At 61.9% G+C, this 18707-nt stretch carries 12 protein-coding genes; 11 read left to right on the forward strand and 1 reads right to left on the reverse strand.

Annotated features, from left to right (window positions below; all coding sequences use genetic code 11):
* Positions 1 to 13: 13 nt before the first annotated feature.
* The 11 genes from cobO (at position 14) to ACFQND_RS04710 (ending at position 16840) form a co-directional block, all read left to right on the forward strand.
* Positions 14 to 595, forward strand: a complete 582-nt coding sequence (cobO, locus tag ACFQND_RS04660; RefSeq protein ID WP_371437835.1) for a cob(I)yrinic acid a,c-diamide adenosyltransferase — start codon at positions 14 to 16, stop codon at positions 593 to 595.
* Positions 596 to 724: 129 nt separating this feature from the next.
* On the forward strand, positions 725 to 1420 hold the full coding sequence (gene bluB, locus ACFQND_RS04665; protein WP_371437834.1) for a 5,6-dimethylbenzimidazole synthase: 696 nt from the start codon (positions 725 to 727) through the stop codon (positions 1418 to 1420).
* A gap of 128 nt (positions 1421 to 1548) precedes the next feature.
* A complete protein-coding gene (locus ACFQND_RS04670) occupies positions 1549 to 3741 on the forward strand; it encodes a TonB-dependent receptor (RefSeq protein ID WP_371437833.1) in 2193 nt (730 codons plus the stop codon).
* A gap of 12 nt (positions 3742 to 3753) precedes the next feature.
* Entirely contained in the window at positions 3754 to 5253 is a 1500-nt protein-coding gene (locus tag ACFQND_RS04675) for a PepSY domain-containing protein (protein ID WP_371437832.1), read from the forward strand.
* An 83-nt stretch (positions 5254 to 5336) separates the two neighbouring features.
* Positions 5337 to 5819, forward strand: coding sequence for a MotA/TolQ/ExbB proton channel family protein (locus ACFQND_RS04680; protein WP_371437831.1), 483 nt, complete (start codon positions 5337 to 5339; stop codon positions 5817 to 5819).
* Positions 5816 to 6184: a DUF2149 domain-containing protein gene (locus ACFQND_RS04685; protein WP_371437830.1), complete on the forward strand. Its 369-nt coding sequence runs from the start codon at positions 5816 to 5818 to the stop codon at positions 6182 to 6184. Before ACFQND_RS04680 ends, ACFQND_RS04685 begins: the two co-directional genes overlap by 4 nt.
* On the forward strand, positions 6181 to 10434 hold the full coding sequence (cobN, locus tag ACFQND_RS04690; RefSeq protein ID WP_371437829.1) for a cobaltochelatase subunit CobN: 4254 nt from the start codon (positions 6181 to 6183) through the stop codon (positions 10432 to 10434). The genes ACFQND_RS04685 and cobN overlap by 4 nt, the downstream gene beginning before the upstream one ends.
* A gap of 7 nt (positions 10435 to 10441) precedes the next feature.
* Complete coding sequence (gene cbiB, locus ACFQND_RS04695) at positions 10442 to 11461, forward strand: adenosylcobinamide-phosphate synthase CbiB (protein ID WP_371437828.1); 1020 nt, start codon at positions 10442 to 10444, stop codon at positions 11459 to 11461.
* Positions 11458 to 12480 carry an aminotransferase class I/II-fold pyridoxal phosphate-dependent enzyme gene (locus ACFQND_RS04700; protein ID WP_371437827.1) on the forward strand — a complete coding sequence of 341 codons (1023 nt, stop codon included), beginning with the start codon at positions 11458 to 11460 and terminating at the stop codon, positions 12478 to 12480. Before cbiB ends, ACFQND_RS04700 begins: the two co-directional genes overlap by 4 nt.
* A 23-nt stretch (positions 12481 to 12503) precedes the next feature.
* Positions 12504 to 13943 (forward strand): cobyric acid synthase, encoded by a 1440-nt coding sequence (locus ACFQND_RS04705; RefSeq protein ID WP_371437943.1) that lies wholly within the window; start codon positions 12504 to 12506, stop codon positions 13941 to 13943.
* Between the two features lie 185 nt (positions 13944 to 14128).
* Complete coding sequence (locus tag ACFQND_RS04710) at positions 14129 to 16840, forward strand: sensor histidine kinase (protein ID WP_377412476.1); 2712 nt, start codon at positions 14129 to 14131, stop codon at positions 16838 to 16840.
* 30 nt (positions 16841 to 16870) lie between these two features.
* Here ACFQND_RS04710 and ACFQND_RS04715 read toward each other — a convergent pair whose 3' ends face one another.
* Complete coding sequence (locus tag ACFQND_RS04715) at positions 16871 to 18706, reverse strand: ABC transporter ATP-binding protein (RefSeq protein ID WP_371437825.1); 1836 nt, start codon at positions 18704 to 18706, stop codon at positions 16871 to 16873.
* Position 18707: the final 1 nt, after the last annotated feature.

Consider the following 18707-nt stretch of genomic DNA (forward strand, 5'->3'; position numbering starts at 1 on the left):
ATCGAGAGACACCATGCAAATCGAAACACCTCCATCCGAGAAGCCCTATGAGAAACCCGAGGGCGAGCGCCGCGGCATCATCATCGTCAATACCGGCGATGGCAAAGGCAAAAGCACCGCCGCTTTCGGCCTGGCCCTGCGTGCGCAGGGGCGCCATCATGTGCATGGCAAGGCTGTCAGGATTTTCCAGTTCATGAAGGTGCCCAGTGCGCGGTTCGGCGAACACCGCATGTTCGAGCAACTGGGTATTCCCATCGAAGGGCTGGGCGACGGTTTCAGTTGGAAAAGCCAGGACCTGGAGCATTCGGCCCAGCTCGCTCGCAATGGTTGGGAAAAAGCCAAAGCCGCCATTTTGAGCGGCGACAACTTCATGGTGGTGCTGGACGAGCTGACCTATCCGCTGATCTACGGCTGGATGCCGCTTGACGATGTTTTGCTGACCTTGCAAAACCGGCCCAAGGACGTGCATGTGGTGATCACCGGCCGCCGCTGCCCGCCGGAGATCATTGAAATGGCCGACACCGTAACGGAAATGACCAAGATCAAACACGCCTTTAACGCCGGCATTCCGGCCCAGCGCGGCATTGAGGATTAAGAAGATGCGAATAGATCTATTGCGCGACCCGATCTCGCATCTGCGGTCCTCGCCGTACGCTTGTACGGCTCCGGTTCTCGATGCGACCTCGACCCGCTCGCTACGTTTTTTTCACACCTTCTGAGTGCGATGGATACGGACCAACAGGCCTTGGGCCATGGCTTTTCCGCGCCTGAGACCGCTGCTGTCTACCGCGCGATTTTCGAGCGCCGCGACATGCGCCATTTCTCCGGCGGTAGTGTTGCACCGGAGCAGATGCAGCGCCTGCTCAAGGCTGCCCACCATGCGCCCAGTGTTGGGTTCATGCAGCCCTGGCGTTTTGTGCGCATAGGGCAAACCGACTTGCGCCAGCAACTCCATGCGTTGGTTGACGCCGAGCGCATGCAGACGGCCCGTGCCATGGGTGAGCGCGAGGACGAGTTCATGCGGCTCAAGGTCGAAGGCGTGCTCAGCGCCGCCGAAGTCTGGGTCGTGGCCCTGGCCGACGGGCGAGAGCGCCATGTTTTCGGCCGCCGCACCATGCCGCAAATGGACCTGGCCTCCGCCGCCTGTGCCATCCAGAACCTCTGGCTGGCGGCGCGTGCCGAGGGGTTGGGTGTGGGCTGGGTGTCCATGTTTGACCCGGCCGCCGTTGCTGCACTTCTACAAATGCCCACGGGCGCGGAGCCCATGGCCGTGCTGTGCATTGGGCCGGTCCAGCAGTTTTATGAAGAACCCATGCTGCAGCAGGAGCGCTGGGCAAGCCGCTGCGCGCTGGATGACTTGATTTACGAAAACAGCTGGGGCCAGCCTTTGCTACCGGCTTTGGAAAGTGGAGGTCGCTGACAGGCTGTTGGCCGACTGATAAGGGTCCCTTGGTTTTCGGCGTGCTTTGGTGCAGCACTGCGCTGCCGGACGGCAAGGGGAATGGCAAATGGCCTTGACGGGCCTTCAACAAGAGGAAGAGGACGAGGATGGGACACACGAAGTTCAAGTTGACCGGTACTTGCATTGCTGCAAGCACGCTGGTTTTTAGCCTGCACGCTTATGGACAAACGACCGGAACAGCCACGCCCCCTGGCGGCGGCCAGCGGGGGGAGAAAACCTTTAGTGCGGAGGGTACCCTGACGCCGACAACGGTGCAGTCGGGTATTTTTATTGAGACACCGCAAACCCTAACCACCCCGACGACGACAGGCAGCCGTCTTGGATTGACCGCTCTTGAAACACCTGCCTCCGTCGAGGTTCTTGAAGGGGAAACCATCCGGCAGCGGGGCGACCAGTCCATCACGGATGCTGCATCGCGTGCCACCGGTATTTCACAAACCTCCTCTGCCTCAGGCAACGTGTTTGTGTCGCGTGGCTTTGCCGGCAATACTTCTGTCATGCGCCTGTATGACGGCACGCGCCAGTATGTTGCCGGTGGTACGGTCACCTTCCCGTTTGACGCCTGGCTGGCAGATCGCGTGGAGATTCTGCGTGGACCCGCATCCATCCTGTTTGGTGAAGGCGCCATTGGCGGTGCGATCAATACCATCCCGAGAAAGCCCACCCGTGACCCGATCAGCAACGAGGTCCGTTTTGCATATGGCTCCCAGAACACCCGCCGGACGGCCTTCGGCAGCGGTGGTGCCATTGATGACAGATGGTCTTACCGCGTTGATTTATCCGATAACCGTTCGGACGGTTATGTAGATCGTGGCCAATCCAGGTCGCTGGTGGCGGCCGGTGCGATTCGTTTTGATGCCACGCCCAACCTCAAGTTCACACTTTCGCACGACTACGGCACCCAGGAGCCGATGGCCTACTTTGGCATTCCGCTGATCAACGGCCAGATTTCCCCCTCGCTCAAAACAGCCAACTTCAACGTTGCCGATACCTATCTTCGCTTCAAGGACCAATGGACCCGTTTTGACACGGAGTGGGCAGCCTCCAGTACGGTGACCTTCCGTAATTCGGTTTATCGCATTTTTTCCGACCGGCATTGGCAGGATGCAGAAGGTTACGCTTACTCGCCTGCTACCCGCCTGATCACGCGCTCTAGTTTTTTGGGTATCGATTACACGCTGGATCACGTCGGCAACCGCTTTGATGCGACCATCAAGCAACCCATAGCTTCTTTGGCCAACACGCTGACTGTCGGTTTTGATGTGAACCGGCTCAAGTACGCCAGAACCCGCAATGATGCCGGTGTCGCAGGTGCAGGTGTCCTGACCATCAATCCCTTTAACTTTGTGCCGGGCAATTTCCCGACCAATGTGACCATTGGGGAGTTGTTCACCTCGCAGACATCCACCCGCTCCTTTTTTGCTGAAGACCAGCTCAAGCTGACTTCACAACTCTCACTGGTAGGTGGACTGCGGTTTGACCGGATTTCCTATGCCAAGCAGGACTCCAGGGGGATCGCTGCCGACTTCAGCAAACAGTTCAACAGCACGACCGGCCGGCTCGGCGTTGTCTACGCGGTGACGCCGGCCACGTCCGTGTATGCACAACGCTCTACCGCGGTGGATCCGCTGGGCGGCGTGGTCAATACCACCCTGCAACAAAGCCAGCTGGACCTCACGACCGGAGAACAGACGGAGATTGGCTGGAAGCAGCTGTTTGACGACGGCAAGGGCGAGTTCACCCTGGCTGCCTACACGATCAAAAAGAAGAAGCTGCTTATCCCTGACGCAACCAATCCGCTGTTGTCGCAGCAGGTGGGTGCACAGTCATCACGTGGGCTGGAGGCTTCGCTGAGTTACTCGCCAACGTCAAAAATCCGGTTCGACATCAACGGCGCCGTCCTCGATGCCCGCTACGATGACTTCAACGAAACTATAGGCGGTGTAGTGTTCTCCCGCAACGGGCTGACGCCCCCGGGTGTTCCCGAGAAAATGGCGAATGCGTGGGTTACCTGGGCGTTCCAGCCGAAATGGGAGGCCGGTTTCGGCATGCGTTATGTCGGGCCGCGCCAGATCAACAATGCCAACACAGGCCAGGCGCCTTCGTTTACCGTCGCAGACGGCAGCTTGCGCTGGGCGGTAAAGCCAGGCACCACGCTGGCGCTGCATTTCTACAACCTGTTTGACCGGACGTATGCCCAGACCCTGTACTCGGGCAACAACCAGTTCATTCTTGGGCGGCCGCGTTCTGTCGAGTTGTCTGCGCAGTTGCGCTTCTAGTCAGGCACGGCCATGCGTTTTGCATTCATCGATGTCTGGGCGCCGGTGCGGCGCGCGCTTTACCTGACGCACCGCTGGCTGGGAATCCTTGGCTGTGTGCTGTTCGTCCTGTGGTTTGTATCCGGGCTGGTCATGCTTCATGTGAGGTTCCCCACCCTGACGCAGCAGGAAAGGCTTCAGCAACTCACAGCGATGGACCTTGGCAGCATCAGGGTTTCGCCCCGGGATGCGCTTGAAAGGGTTGGCGTCGTCAATCCCCGGTCTGTCGTGCTGGAGGAGCGGGGCGGTGAGGCCGGCCATCTGGTCTGGCGCATCCTGGACCAGCGTGGTGGCCACCATGCCGTATCCGCTTCAAACCCGTCCGCAAGCAATGCACCGTTTTCTCCCGCAGACGGGCAGGTCGTGGCCCAGGCATTTGGCAAGGCACCTGCACGTTATATCGAGACAAAAGAGCGTGACCAGTGGACCATGCCCAACGCCGGGCCGTTTGACAAAGCCAGGCCGCTTCACCGGTTTGCGCTTGACGATGCCGCGCGCACCGAGCTTTACATCTCGGCAAAAACCGGCGAAGTGGTGCGCGACACCAATGCCTACGAGCGCGGCTGGACGACTTTTGGCACGCTGCTGCATTACTACACCTACGGCCCGATTCGCCAGTACCCGGATTTCTGGCGGCAACTGGTTCTCTGGACCTCCGGTATCGCGATGTTTGTTGCAGCTTCAGGGCTCATCGTCGGCACCCTGCGTGTGCGTATACGGCGCCGCTATCGCAGCACCGCCAGTGTCACGCCCTACCGTGGCTGGATGGCGTGGCATCACGTCCTGGGCCTCGTGGGCGGGATCACCATCCTGACATGGGTTTTCAGCGGCTGGTTTTCCATGGGGCCCAACAAATGGCTTTCTTACCAGACCCCGAGCACGCTTCCTGCAAGGTTTGCCCAGGCACAGCCGGTGTTTTTGCACCGCCTTGAAAGCCTTCAACAGATGGCCGCTTCAAACCAGGCCGTCAAAGCCATTGAAGCCGGCTGGTATGACGGGCATCCCGTATGGACGCTTTTTGACGGCGCAGGAAGCCGCCGCACGGTAGACGCCATTTCGGGGGAGTCCATCAGCGTTCGCAGGGAGGCGCTGCTCAAGGCCGCGGCGGCGGCGTATCCATCTGCCAGGGTTGAAGATGCAAGGCTTCTCACGGAAGCCGACTTTTACTGGTACAGCCGCCATGCAGCACCGGTACTTCCTGTCTGGCGCATCAAGCTGGCCGATCCTGCGTCTACCTGGCTTCACGTTGATGCAGTGTCCGGCCGCCTGCTGGCGACCAGCACCAGCGACTCCCGCCTGCGCCGATGGCTTTTTAATGGCCTGCACAGTTTTGATTTCCCGTTTTTCATGAAGACCCCTCTCTGGTACCTCACCATTTGGGCGCTTTCGCTGACAGGTCTGGCTGCATCCGTGTCGGGGGTCGTCATTGGATGGCGCCGGCTCCGGCGGCCAGGCCAAAGTGTTGAGGCCTGAATTCAGGACGCGCAATAACCGGCGCGTGCATAACTCCGGTACAAGTTTTTTTATCTCTCTCACACTCTCTTGGAAAGTAATCCATGCCTTTTGAAAATGCACTCTTCCAACTGGCCCAAACTTTTTTATGGCCCGTCACGGTCCTGGTTTTTGCTGTCTTCGCCTATGCTGTCATGAGCCTGGGCGCTTTTGGCGTTGAATGGATGCGCCGTCGCAAGCAGCCTGGCAGCGTGCTGGTGCTGACCGGCGCCAATGCGAGGTCGCCCGAGGTGCTGGAGCTGGCCGTGCTCAAGGAACTGGAAGGCCTGCGCCTGTGCAGCCGCGTTGCGCCCATGCTGGGCCTGGTGGCGACCATGATCCCCATGGGGCCGGCGCTGGTGGCGGTGGCTTCGGGGCAGTCGCATGGTGTGGCCGAAAGCCTGGCGCCTGCATTTGCCGCCGTGATTGTGGCGCTGGTGGCGGCATCCATCACCTTTGTGGTCTACAGCGTGCGCCGCCGCTGGCTGCTGGCCGAAATGCTGGTGGTGCTGGAGCGCCTGGAAACCCTGGAAGGCGATGCAGTATGAGCCCGCTGGTACCCGTTCCTCCCAAGTCGTCCAAACGTTTTGCGAGGTCGCGCCTGCACATACTCGATGAGGATGATGACGACCCGGTGTTGTCCACCATCAATCTGATTGACGTGTTCCTGGTGGTGATAGGCATGCTGCTGATTGCGGTCATCAACAACCCGATGAACCCGTTTGCCAACGACAAGGTGACCATCATCCGCAACGAGGGCAAGCCCGACATGGAAATCATCACCAAGGACGGCCAGAAGGTCACGCGCTTCAAGGCCAGCGGTGCCTCGGGCGAGGGTGACGGCGAAAAAGCCGGCACTGCCTACCGCATGAAGGACGGCACCATGGTCTACGTGCCTGCTGGCGCGCCATGAATTTCCTGAAAGGTTTTGGCGCGCGCTGCTGCTTTGGTGCGGCGGTGTTCTTGCTGGCATTCCTGCCGGTGCATACCAGTGCGCTTGCCACGCCCGCGGGCCAGCGCATCGTGCTGCTGACGACGTATGTGGTGTCGCCGGCACGCCTGGCCGGGCTGGTCCAGGCGGCTGCGCAGGCGGGCGTACCCCTGCAGGTTCTGTCGGCGGAAGAGGACACGCCCGAAACCCTGCAAAAGGCGCTGCTTGGGGCGGGCTTGCTGGTTATTGATGCGCCGCATGCCAGCGTTGTACAGAATGCCTCGGCGAAATTCGGCGCGATGCTGGGGAAAGCCGGGACACCTTATGTGGTGGTCGGCGAGTTCAGTGCCGTCGCGAAAAACCAGCCTGTGCTGGCGGCCCCCCTCAAGTCTGAAAGCGGTTTGGGCGCCGCCTGGGCACAGCGCCTGCGGGAGTACTGGCGTTTTGGCGGTGCACAAAACATGCGTCTTGCCATGACCGCGCTGAAAACCGGCCCGGGGCAGGGCGCGGATGCCGTGGCGGCGTTGCCAGCGGCTGTGCAATTGCCGCTGGCGGGGTTTTACAACCCGGCCTGGCCAAACATGGCAACAGACCCCAAAACCATCGAAAACCTGCCAATTTTCAAGCCAAACAGGGCTGTGGCCGGCGTACATAGCGCGCAACAAGCTATCAAAACAGTAGCAATTGCGGTCAACAACGCGGTGTTTACTGCAGACGACACGCACTGGCTTGACACGCTGATCACGGCGCTGGAGCAGCGCGGCTTGCGGGCCTATGCCTTTTATGGCCCGCGCCAGCAGAAGGATTTGTTTTTTGCGATGACGCATGTGCAGACCCCGGCGGGCCCGCGCCGCATCGCCGACGTGATCATCAACTCGGCGCTGGTGTTCAACCCGACCGAGCGCAAAGCCGAGCTTGAGCGCATTGGCGTGCCGGTGCTGCAGACCATGCCGGCGCTGGCCATGGACGCCGGCCAGTGGGCACAGAGCAAGGATGGCCTGGCACTGTCCGATGTGGCTTATTACTACACCCCCAGCGAGCTTTCCGGCATGGTCGATGCCATGCTCATCACCGCGCGCGACGGAAAAACCGGTGTACTGCAGCCGATAGCTGCGCAGATAGATGCCGTTGCCGACAAGGCCGCGGCGCTGGCCCGCCTGCAGCAGGCACCGCCCGCTGAACGCCGCGTGGCCATGATGGTCTACAACTACCCGCAGGGTGAGGGCAACTTTGGCGCATCTTTCCTGAACGTGCCGAAAAGCCTGCACAACATGCTGGCCGCCATGAAAGCCGCCGGCTACCAGACCGAAGTGCCCAGCGCGGAGCAGATCACGCCGCAGGTGCAGGCCGCCATGGGTGCTTTTTACAAACCTGAAATGCTTGCCGGCTTGCCGGCGCAGGGCCTGGCCGACGTGCTGCCGCTGTCGGCTTACCTGGCCTGGTTTCGCGCGCTGCCTAAAGACACGCAGCATCGCATAGAAGACTACTGGGGTGCACCCGAAAAATCCATCATGGTCCGGCCCGACATGGGCAACGTCTCCAGTGGTTCAGGCAAGCCTGAAGCGGGTTTCATCATCCCGCGTGTGCTGCTGGGCAACGTGGTCATCATGCCGCAGCCGCTGCGCCACGAGGTCACGGCGGGCACGCCGGCAGCGTTGAGGAAAAGCCGCATGGGCCATCGCGCTGCCGTTCCCCTGAGCCACAACTACCTGGCCACCTACCTGTGGCTGCGCACGCAATTGCATGCCAGCGTGGTCGTGCATGTGGGCACGCACGGCACGCTGGAGTGGGCGCCGGGCAAGGAGCGCGGCCTCTCTGCACAGGATGACCCGCTGCTGGCACTCGGCGATTTGCCGAATGTCTACCCCTACATCATGGACAACCTTGGCGAGGCCCTGACGGCCAAGCGGCGCGGCCGGGCCGTGCTGGTGAGCCACTCCACGCCGATGTTTTCGCCGGCCGGCTTCAGGCCGGGTGTGCATGAGATGCACGACCTGATGCATGACTGGGAAACGGTTGCGCCGGGCCCGGTGAAGCAGGAGCTTGAATCGCGCCTGGTTGCCACCTTTGTCGAGAACCAGTTTCACCGCGACATCGGCTGGACGCAGGAAAAAATCCGCGCCGACTTCGCCGGTTTCATGGAAGTTTTGCATCCTTACCTGGATGAAATTGCACAGACGGCCCAGCCGCTGGGTCTGGCCGCTTTTGGTGAAGTGCCGGATGCGCAGCGCCGCTTTGGCACGGTGATGCAGACCTTGCGCAAGCCGCTGATTGATGCGCTGGGGGAGGACATCGACGAGGTGTTCCTGCTCGATTTCAAAAAAATCGGCAACTCGCGTCCTGCGCGCTGGCTGCAGGTGGCGCTCAAGGACCCCCTGGCCGCGAGCACGCTTGACCTGCGCACGCAGGACACTGCAGATGCCATCAAGGCGGGAACGCATATCGCCGTACCCAACCGCGCCGCCGCCAAGGTGCTGGATGCAAAGGTCTTGCTCGCGCTGGCCCAGCGTGCCCAACAGCTGGATGCCGCACTGGCCAACAACGAAGAGATCAGCGGCTTCCTGGCCGCACTGGACGGCCGGCACGTCAAGGCCAGTTATGGCGGCGACCCGGTGCGCAACCCCGAAAGCCTGCCGACGGGCCGCAATCTCTATGGTTTTGACCCCAGCCGCGTGCCAACCAAGCAGGCCTGGGACACGGGTGTGGCCGCCTTTGAGGCATGGATGAAACAGCACCGCCAGGAAAACGGCGGGCGCTGGCCGGAGAAGATCGCCTTCACCTTGTGGGCCGGTGAAACCATGCGGCACCAGGGCGTGACGGAGTCGCAGGCCCTGTATGCGCTGGGTGTGAAACCGCGCTGGGACGATGCCGGCCGCGTGACCGGGCTGGACACCTTGCCGCTGGCCGAACTCAACCGGCCGCGGCTGGATGTGCTGGTCAGCGTCACGGGGTCTTACCGCGACCAGTTTCCGCTGGTGATGCGCTGGATGGATGAAGGCGTGCGCCAGGTGGCGCAGCTCAAGGAAGCCGACAACCTCAACCTGGTCTCGCGCAATGTACAAAAGCTGGCCATGGATTTTGCCGCGCAGGGCGCCAGCAGCGCAGAGGCGCAACGCTGGTCCACCGCACGGGTGTTTTCCAACGAGCAGGGCAGTTACAGCACCGGACTGAGCGAGGCCGCGCAGGCGACCGACACCTGGAAAACCGCGGGCAAGGGCGGTGGTGATGCAGAAATGTCCCAGCTGTACATGGACCGCATGGGCCATGCCTACGGACAGGGGCTGGACGGTGTCGCACGTGGCAAGGCGCTGCAAAACGCCTATGCACGCAACCTGGCGCAGGTCGATGCGGCCTTGCTGTCCCGCACGTCGAACACCTACGGCATGCTGACCAGCGACGACCCCTTCCAGTACCTGGGCGGCATTGCGCAGGCGGTACGTCAACTGACGGGCAAGGACCCGGCGCTGTATGTGCAAAACCTGCGCGACGCCACCGAGGTAAACACCGAAAGCGCCGCCAGCGCTGTTGCCAAGGAAATGCAGACGCGTTACCTGCACCCGCAATGGATCACCGCACAAAAGGCCGAAGGCTATAGCGGCACCTTGCAGGTACTGAAGACAGCGCAATTCCTGTGGGGCTGGCAGGTCACCGCGCCGCAGGCCGTGCGGCAGGACCAGTGGCAGTCGCTGCACAACGTGTATGTGCGCGACCAGTACAAACTCGGTACACGCGAATGGCTGGAGGGTGACAACCCCGCCGCCTTTGCGCAGACGCTGGAACGCATGCTGGACGCGGTGCGCCTGAACTACTGGCAACCCGATGCCGCCACGCGCAAGGAGCTGGTCCAGGCCTACACCGAAGCGCTCAAGGCCACGGGCCTGCGCGAAAGCAATACGGCTGTGCAGCGTTTTGCCGAGGCTGAGGTCAACCCGGCCACGGCTTTGCCTGCAAAACCGAAGGCCGCAGAAAGACCGGCGAAACAGGCTGCTCCGGCCCGGCAGCAAAACAGTGAAGCCGCAGCTGAGTCCACACAAACGGTCAGGGGCCTGAAGCTGGAGCCGCAGCCACCCGAACTCAAGGCTCCCGCCTTGTCGGTGGTGAACAGCTTGGCTGCGCTCTGGGCTGTGGCCCTGCTGCTGGCTTTGGGCGGCTGGCAGCAGTTGCGCCGCTGGAAACGTGCCACAGGGGCTATGCTGCCGGCAATGGCCAATCCACGCGCGGTGAACTCCTGAAATGCTGATGACCTGGTTCAACCTGGTCCCGGGGCCGGCTGTCTTCATCCTGGCGGCCGGCATGGCGCTGCTTTTATTGCTGGCCATGTGGATAGACCTGCGCTGGGGCGAGCCGCCTGCAGCGATACACCCGGTGGTGTGGATGGGACGTTACCTGCAGGTCGGCGGAGGCCTTGCCGTGCGCTGCCCGCCCGCGCTTGCATTTGTGGCGGGTGCGGTTTTCTGGTGCCTGGGAGCGTTGCTGGTGGGCGCGCTTGCGTGGGCGCTGCAAAGCCTGGTGTTTTTGCAGGCCATGCGTTATGGGCTGTCGCTTTCTTTTGGGAACTGGGTGGTTTTTGCCCTGGGCATTTTGCTGGCGTCCTGGCTGCTCAAGTCCATGCTGTCCTGGCGCATGCTGCGTGACGAAGTGGGCGCAGTCGAGACCGCGCTGCAACACTCGCTGGACGCCGGGCGCGAGCGCCTGTCCATGCTGGTGAGCCGCGACACCTCGGCCTTGAGCGCGAGCGAAGTGCGCGAAAGCGCTATCGAGTCGCAGGCAGAAAACCTCAACGACTCGGTGGTTGCGCCTATCTTCTGGTTTGTGCTGTTCGGCCTGCCCGGTGCGGCCGTTTACCGTTTTGCCAATACGGCAGACGCCATGTGGGGCTACCGCGGTGTGCGCAAAGGCGTGAACTGGGAGTGGGCCGGCAAATGGGCGGCACGGGCTGACGATGTGCTGTCCTGGCTGCCTGCACGTTTGACGGCACTGCTGCTGGCACTGGCTTGCGGTGGCCTCAGGCTGCAAACCATACGGCTGGAAGCGCGCAAGACGCCATCACCGAACAGCGGCTGGCCCATGGCTGCGATGGCCCTGGCCCTGAACGTCAGGTTGTGCAAACCCGGTGTTTATGCGCTGAATGCCGCTGGCCGGCCGCCAGAGGCCCCAGACACCGTCCTGGCACAAAAATATGCATCAAAAGCAGTGCTGGCCGCCGTCCTGTGCGCGCAGCTAGCTATCATATTTATAGCGATCGCAGTGTTCCCATGACATCTTCATTCCAGCGAATCCACGGCGGGCCCGACCAGCACGGTGCGCCGTTGTTTGATTTTTCAACCAACAGCAATGCCTGCGGCCCTTGCCCGCAGGCGCTGGCCGCCATTGGGCAGGCCGACCCCACGCAGTACCCCGACGCTGGCTACACGGCCTTGCGCGGGCAACTGGCTGCCTTTCATGATGTGGATGTGCGGCGTGTGGTACTGGCGGCCAGTGCCAGCGAGTTTATTTTTCGCATCACCTCGCTGGCCGCGCAGCGGGGTGCGCGTGCCGTATCGCTGCCGCCGCACAGCTACGGCGACTACGCGCAAGCCGCCCGTGCACACCGCCTGGCGCTGGTGGCTCAAACCGATGAGGCGCAGTTGCGCTGGGCCTGTGAGCCCTCCAGCCCGCTGGGCGTGGCGCACGAAGGCCTGCGGTCTTTGCCTGATCGCGCCGCGTCTGCCATGCTGGTTCTGGACCGTGCGTACGAACCCTTGCGGCTTGACGGTGCGGCTGCGCTCACGCATGCACAGCTGCAATCCGTCTGGCAGCTCTGGACGCCGAACAAGGCGCTGGGCCTGACAGGTGTGCGCGCAGCCTATGCCATCGCACCGCTGGGGTCGGATGCCGATGCCCAGGCGATGGAGGCGCTTTGCCCTTCATGGCCCGTGGGCAGCCACGGCGTGGCGATGTTGCTGGCCTGGATCAGTCTGGACGTGCGAGGCTGGCTGGCGGAAAGCCTGAACACCTTGCGTGAGTGGAAAAAGCGGCAAATAGCGCTGCTTGAATCCAGTGGCTGGATCTGCGAGCCCAGCGACGCCAATTTCTTTTGCGCACGCCCCCCGGGCATGGAGCCGCCGGAGTCGCTGGCGCTGGCATTGGCATTGGCACAGCTGCGCGCGCAGGGCATCAAGCTGCGTGATACGACCTCGTTTGGCTTGCCCGGCCTGGTGCGCGTGAGTGTGCTGCCGCCTGCGGCACAGTATGCATTGCACAATGCGTGGCAACACATCATCGGGAAATCAGCGTGAGCGGGAAAAAAGCAAAAAGTGTCATGGTCCTGGGCACCACCAGCGGCGCCGGCAAAAGCTGGCTGACAACGGCACTGTGCCGCTACTACGCGCGCCAGGGTTTGAAGGTCGCGCCGTTCAAGGCGCAGAACATGAGCAATAACGCAAGGGTTGTTGCTGGTGGTGAAATCGGCAGTGCCCAGTACTTCCAGTCTCTGGCTGCCCTTGCAGTGCCCGAGGTTCGCATGAACCCCTTGCTGCTCAAGCCTGAGAAAGACACCCAGAGCCAGGTCATCCTGATGGGGCAGGTCAATGCCGAACTCTCTCGCATGGAGTGGCGCGGCCGCAGTGCCTCGGTCTGGCCGGTGGTGGCCCTGGCGCTGGACGAGCTGCTTGCAGAAAACGATTTGGTGGTGATGGAGGGCGCAGGCTCGCCAGCCGAGATCAATCTCAAGGCCAGCGATATCGTCAACATGCGTGTGGCGCTGCACGCGCATGCGGCGTGCCTGCTGGTGACCGACATTGATCGCGGCGGGGCGTTCGCGCATCTGTACGGCACCTGGGCCATGCTGGATGAAACCGAACGCGGGCTTATCAGGGGTTTTGTGCTCAACAAGTTTCGCGGGGACGCCAGCTTGCTGGCGCCCGGCCCGCAGATGCTGCAGGACCTGACTGGCGTGCCTACAGTCGCAACGCTGCCCATGTGGTGGCAGCACGGCTTGCCGGAAGAAGACGGCGTGTTCGACGATAGAAGCCGGTCCAGCGGCCCGGTCACCAAAACGATTGCCGTTGTGGCCTATCCGCGCATCAGCAACCTCGATGAATTCCAGCCGCTGAAAAACATCCCTGGTGTGCGCCTGGTATGGGTGCGCAGCCCGGCCGAACTTGCAGGCCTGGCACCAAGCGACTGGATCATCCTGCCGGGTTCCAAACACACCAGCGGCGACCTGGCCTGGCTGCGCGCACAAGGCCTGGGCCAGGCGATTGCCGGCCATGCCGCTCGGGGCGGTGCAGTGCTGGGCGTTTGCGGCGGGCTGCAGATGCTGGGCGAGGCGCTGATAGACCCGCACGGCATTGACGGCAATGGCCCCGGCCTGGGCCTGCTTTCGGTGGTCACCGTATTCGAAGAAAACAAGACCGTGCAGCACAGGCAAACCTGTTTCGGCAAACTGGCCGGTGCGTGGGCGGCGCTGTCCGGTGTGGCGGTGCAGGGTTATGAAATCCACCACGGGCAAACTTCAGTGCGTGCTGACATGGCCGCCAGCGGCGACATGGCGCAGCCCGTTTTGCCCGAGGGCCTGGCCTGGCAAAACGGTGCCGGCAATGTCCTGGGTGTCTATTTGCACGGCATGTTTGAAGACCCGGCCGTGCTGCAGGCCTTGTTCGGGGCTACGGCGCCCACGCTGGATTCGGTGTTCGACGGACTGGCCGACTATGCCGAAGAACATTTTGGCGCCAGCTTCCTGCAGTCGCTGATAGCGTGACGTTCATCATGGCCTGGCGAACCAGCCGCTGAAGGCCCGCTTGGCCAGGCTATGGATGGGCGTACATAATGCTTTAGGCTTTATTTACGCCCTTCATGCAGCATTACCCAAGTCCCCCGCTTTTCGTACGCTGGCTTGATCGACCGGTTTTTGCCTGGTTGAAACAGGCCTTTTTGCCGCTACTGATGTGGGTACTGATGCTGGTGTTGGCGCTTGTTTCCGGGCCGGCTTTGGCGCAGCCCGGGCAGATGAGCATAGGCCAGGCCGGGCGTTACATGCTCTCGGAGTTCTATACCGTCCTGGAAGACAAGACCGCGCAACTGGGTTTTGAGGACGTTCTTCAGTCTGAGGCGCAGGCCCGTTTCAAACCCGTGACGCCGGGGGCTTCGGCCACAAACTTTGGCCTGAGCCGCTCGGCGTTCTGGCTGCGCATTACGTTGAACACCCAGCCCGAGGCCCCGGCCTCCTGGCTGCTCGAAGTGGCTTACCCGCCGCTGGACGAGATTGAACTCTATGTGTCCAATCCTGCGGGTGGCTTTGACCGGCAGCTTGGCGGGGATTCGCGGCCGTTTTCCAGCCGCATCGTGCCGCACCGCAACCATGTGCTGCCGGTTACCTTGCAGCCGGGCAAAGCGAGCACCCTGTACATGCGCGTGGCCTCGCTGGGCACGTTGGCCGCACCGGTCCGCCTGTGGCAGCCCGCAGCCCTGTGGGCGCATGACCAGTCCGAGTATTCCGTGCTCAGCCTGTACTTCGGGCTGCTGATCGGCCTTTTCTTCTACAACCTGCTGCTGTTTGTGTCGCTGCGCGACCGGGTCTATTTGTATTACGTCCTGTTTGTCGCGTGGATTGCAATTTCCCAGGCGGCGCTCACCGGCCTGGGGACGCAGTTCCTGTGGCCGGACTGGCCATGGTGGGTGCGTGTGGCGGTGGCGGCGAGCAATGCCACCAGCGGTGTTTTTGGCATTTTGTTTGCGCGTGACTTTCTCTCCAGCCGGATAACCATGCCGCGGTTGGACCGGTTTTTGCAGCTGCAGGTCGCCCTGTGGTTGCTGACGCTGGCGGCCGCGCTGCTGCTGCCGTACGTCATTGCCGTGTGGCTGGTCACGGTGTTGTCCGGCATCACCGTGACATCGCTGGTGCTGGTGGGGATTCTCAGCGTGCGCAAAAAGCATCCCGGCGCGATCTACTTCCTGGTGGCGTGGGCTGTGCTGCTGCTGGGCGTTGCCTGCCTGGCGCTGCACAACACCGGTTTTCTGCCAACCAATGCATTGACGACAAACGCCATGATGATCGGCTCGGCGCTTGAAATGGTGCTGCTGTCCTTCGGGCTTGCCAATCGCATCAATGTGGCGATAGCGGAGAAAGAGCAGGCGCAGGCCAGCAGCCAGGTGGAGCATGCGATGGTTGAAGCGCTGAGCGAATCACAGGAGCGCTACAGGGCCGTGCTGCAGGAGCGTGAAACCATACTGGCGACTTCCAATGTCGGCATCGTCTTTTTGACGCCGCAGGGGCGTTTTCGCTGGGCCAACCAGGCCACGCTGGAAATTTTTGGTGCGACGCAATTACAGGCGACGTCGATGGAGCCTTTTTACCAGTCGCGCGAAGAATACCTCCGTGTAGGTGGCGAGGTGGCGGCCTGTATCGCGCACGGTGAGGTGTACCAGACGGAGATACAGATGCGCCGCCTTGATGGGAGCCTGATATGGATATCACTGTCAGGCAAGGCTGTGGTTACGCGTGACCTGGCGCAGGGCACCGTGTGGGTGATGATGAACATCACGCAGCGCAAGGCGCTGGAGGCCGAGTTGCTGCGAACCTCGTCGGAGCGCGAGGCCATACTGAACAGCGCGCTGGTGGGGATTGTGCTGTCGGTTGCGCGCAGGCATGAGTGGGTCAATGAAAAATTTGCGCAGATGATGGGTTACCCCCGCGCTGAAATGATCGGGCAGTCGTCCGCTGCCTACCACTTGAGCCGGCAGGACTGGGAGCAGTTTGGGCGTGAGGCCAGTGAAGCGCTGGTGTCGTCAGGCACTTTCACCGCCGAGCGGCAACTTCGGCGCCGCAACGGCGAGGGGTTCTGGGTGCAAATGGGCGGCAGCTGCATCCGGCCGAATGATCCGGAGTCGGGTGTGATCTGGACCTTTCTGGACATCACCCAGCGCAAGAAATCAGAGGAAAAAACCCGTGAAGCACTGGAACAGCAGCGTGAACTCAATGAGTTGCGCAGCCGGTTTGTGGCCATGACCAGCCACGAGTTCCGCACGCCGCTGTCCAGCATTCTGTCGGCGCAGGAACTGCTCAAGCATTACGGGGACCGCCTGCCGGAGTCCGAGAAAGCGGACATCCTGGAGGGCATTTCAGTGGGCGTGCACCGCATGATGCGCATGCTGGACCGGGTGCTGCTGATCGGCAAGGCCGATGCGCAGATGCTGGAGTTCATGCCGAAACCGCTGGACCTCAAGCCGCTTTTCCATGAACTGCTGGAGGAAGCCAGGGCCCAGCAACCTGGAACCCCTTGCAAGGTGGGTGTTGAGTTTGCGCGGGGCATGAGCGAAGGTGTGTATGACGAAAAACTGCTCAGGCACATCTTCGGCAACCTGCTGTCCAACGCCATCAAGTATTCGCCGCAGGGCGGTGAGGTGCGGTTTGAGGTCTCCATAGAACCGGGCCACAGCGTGTTTGTGGTGTCCGACCAGGGCATTGGCATTCCTTCCGACGAAGTCGGCCACCTGTTCGAGTCATTCCATCGTGCCAGCAATGTGGGCGCCATTAGCGGCACCGGGCTGGGGCTGGCGATTGTCAAGAATGCGGTGACCGTGCATGGCGGTACGGTGGAGGTAGACAGCCGTGCCGGGCAGGGTACACGGTTTACGGTGTGGCTGCCGGCCGGCTGATCCGGTTCGTCCTCATTCTTGCTGTTCGTGCTATTTCTGCTCGGTCAGGAAGCCGCCGCTCTGGTGCGTCCAGAGCCTGGCATACAGGCCGCCGTTGGCGAGCAGGGTCTGGTGGTCGCCTTCTTCCACGATGCGGCCCTGGTCCAACACGATCAGCCTGTCCATGGCGGCGATGGTCGACAGGCGGTGGGCGATGGCGATTACCGTTTTGCCCTGCATCAGCGTGTTGAGGCTGCTCTGGATGGCGGCTTCCACTTCGGAGTCGAGCGCGCTCGTGGCTTCGTCCAGCAGCAGTATGGGCGCGTCCTTGAGCATGACACGCGCAATGGCAATGCGCTGGCGCTGGCCGCCCGAGAGCTTGACGCCTCTTTCCCCGACATGGGCGTCATAACCCTTGCGGCCATGCAGGTCGCTCAGGTTGTCGATAAAGTGGTGCGCCTCGGCACGTTCTGCCGCGACTCGTAAATCAGCCTCGCTGGCGTCCGGGCGGCTGTAGGTGATGTTGTCGCGGACCGAACGGTGCAGCAGGGATGTATCCTGTGTGACCATGCCTATATGGCTGCGCAGGCTGTCCTGCGTGACATGTGCGATGTCCTGCCCGTCAATGCGTATGTGCCCGCTGTCCAGGTCGTGAAAGCGCAGCAGCAGGTTGACGAGTGTTGACTTGCCGGCGCCGGAGCGGCCCACCAGCCCGATTTTTTCACCCGGCCGCACGGTGAGCGACAAGCCGTCAATGACGGGTTTACCGGCGCCATAACTGAAACTCACATTGTCAAACTGCACTTCACCGCGGGGAACCACCAGGGTAGTGGCATCGGGCTTGTCGACAATGGCGCGCGGCCTGGACAATGTGTTGATGCCGTCCTGCACCGTGCCCACGCTTTCAAACAGGCTGGTGGTTTCCCACATGATCCAGTGCGACATGCCCTGCAGGCGCAGCGCCATGGCGGTGGCCGCCGCAACAGCGCCGGCACCTACTTCGCCGAGGTTCCAGAGCCACAGCGAGGTGCCGGCCATGCCCAGGATCAGGCCCATGCTCAAGGTGTGGTTTACCGTTTCGAACGCGCTGACCAGCCGCATCTGGCTGTAGCCGGTGTGCATGAACTCGTGCATGGCCGAGCGCGCAAACGCGGCTTCGCGATGGGTATGCGAGAATAGCTTGACCGTCATGATGTTGGTATAGGCGTCCGTGATGCGCCCCGTCATCATCGAGCGTGCATCGGCCTGCTCCTTGCCTATGTGCCCGAGGCGCGGCACAAAGTAAAAAAGCGACGCGATATACAAAGCCAGCCAGACCAGGAAAGGCAGGATCAGCTTGAGGTCGAAAGCACCGGCCAAAACCGTCATGGTGACGATGTATACCGTCATTGCCACGAGTACATCGGCAAGCACAAACAGGGTATCGCGTACGGCCAGCGCCGTTTGCATCACCTTGGTGGTCAGGCGGCCGGCAAATTCGTCCTGGTAAAAAGCCATGCTCTGGCCCAGCATCAGCCGGTGAAAATTCCAGCGCAGGCGCATCGGGAAGTTGATGGCCAGCGTCTGGTGCTTGACGATGGTCTGCAATGCAACGACCACAATGCTGGCCAGAATGATGCCGGCCAGCACCTTGAGCGTGCTGCCCTGTTCAACCCACAATTGCCCGGGTTTTGTTGTTCCCAGCCAGTCGACGATGCGGCCCAGCATGGCAAACATCAGGGCCTCAAACGCGGACATGGCGGCAGACAGCAGGGCCAGCGCCAGGATGTAGCCGCGCGCGCCCGCGCTGCAGGCCCAGAGAAAGGCGACAAAACCCTTGGGCGTGGGCGTTGGTTCGGCTTCGGGGTAGGCGTGCAGCAGCCTTTCGAAAGGTTTAAAAACAGGCATC

The organism is Polaromonas aquatica (genome assembly GCF_042659145.1).
Taxonomy (GTDB): Bacteria; Pseudomonadota; Gammaproteobacteria; order Burkholderiales; family Burkholderiaceae_C; genus Polaromonas; species Polaromonas aquatica.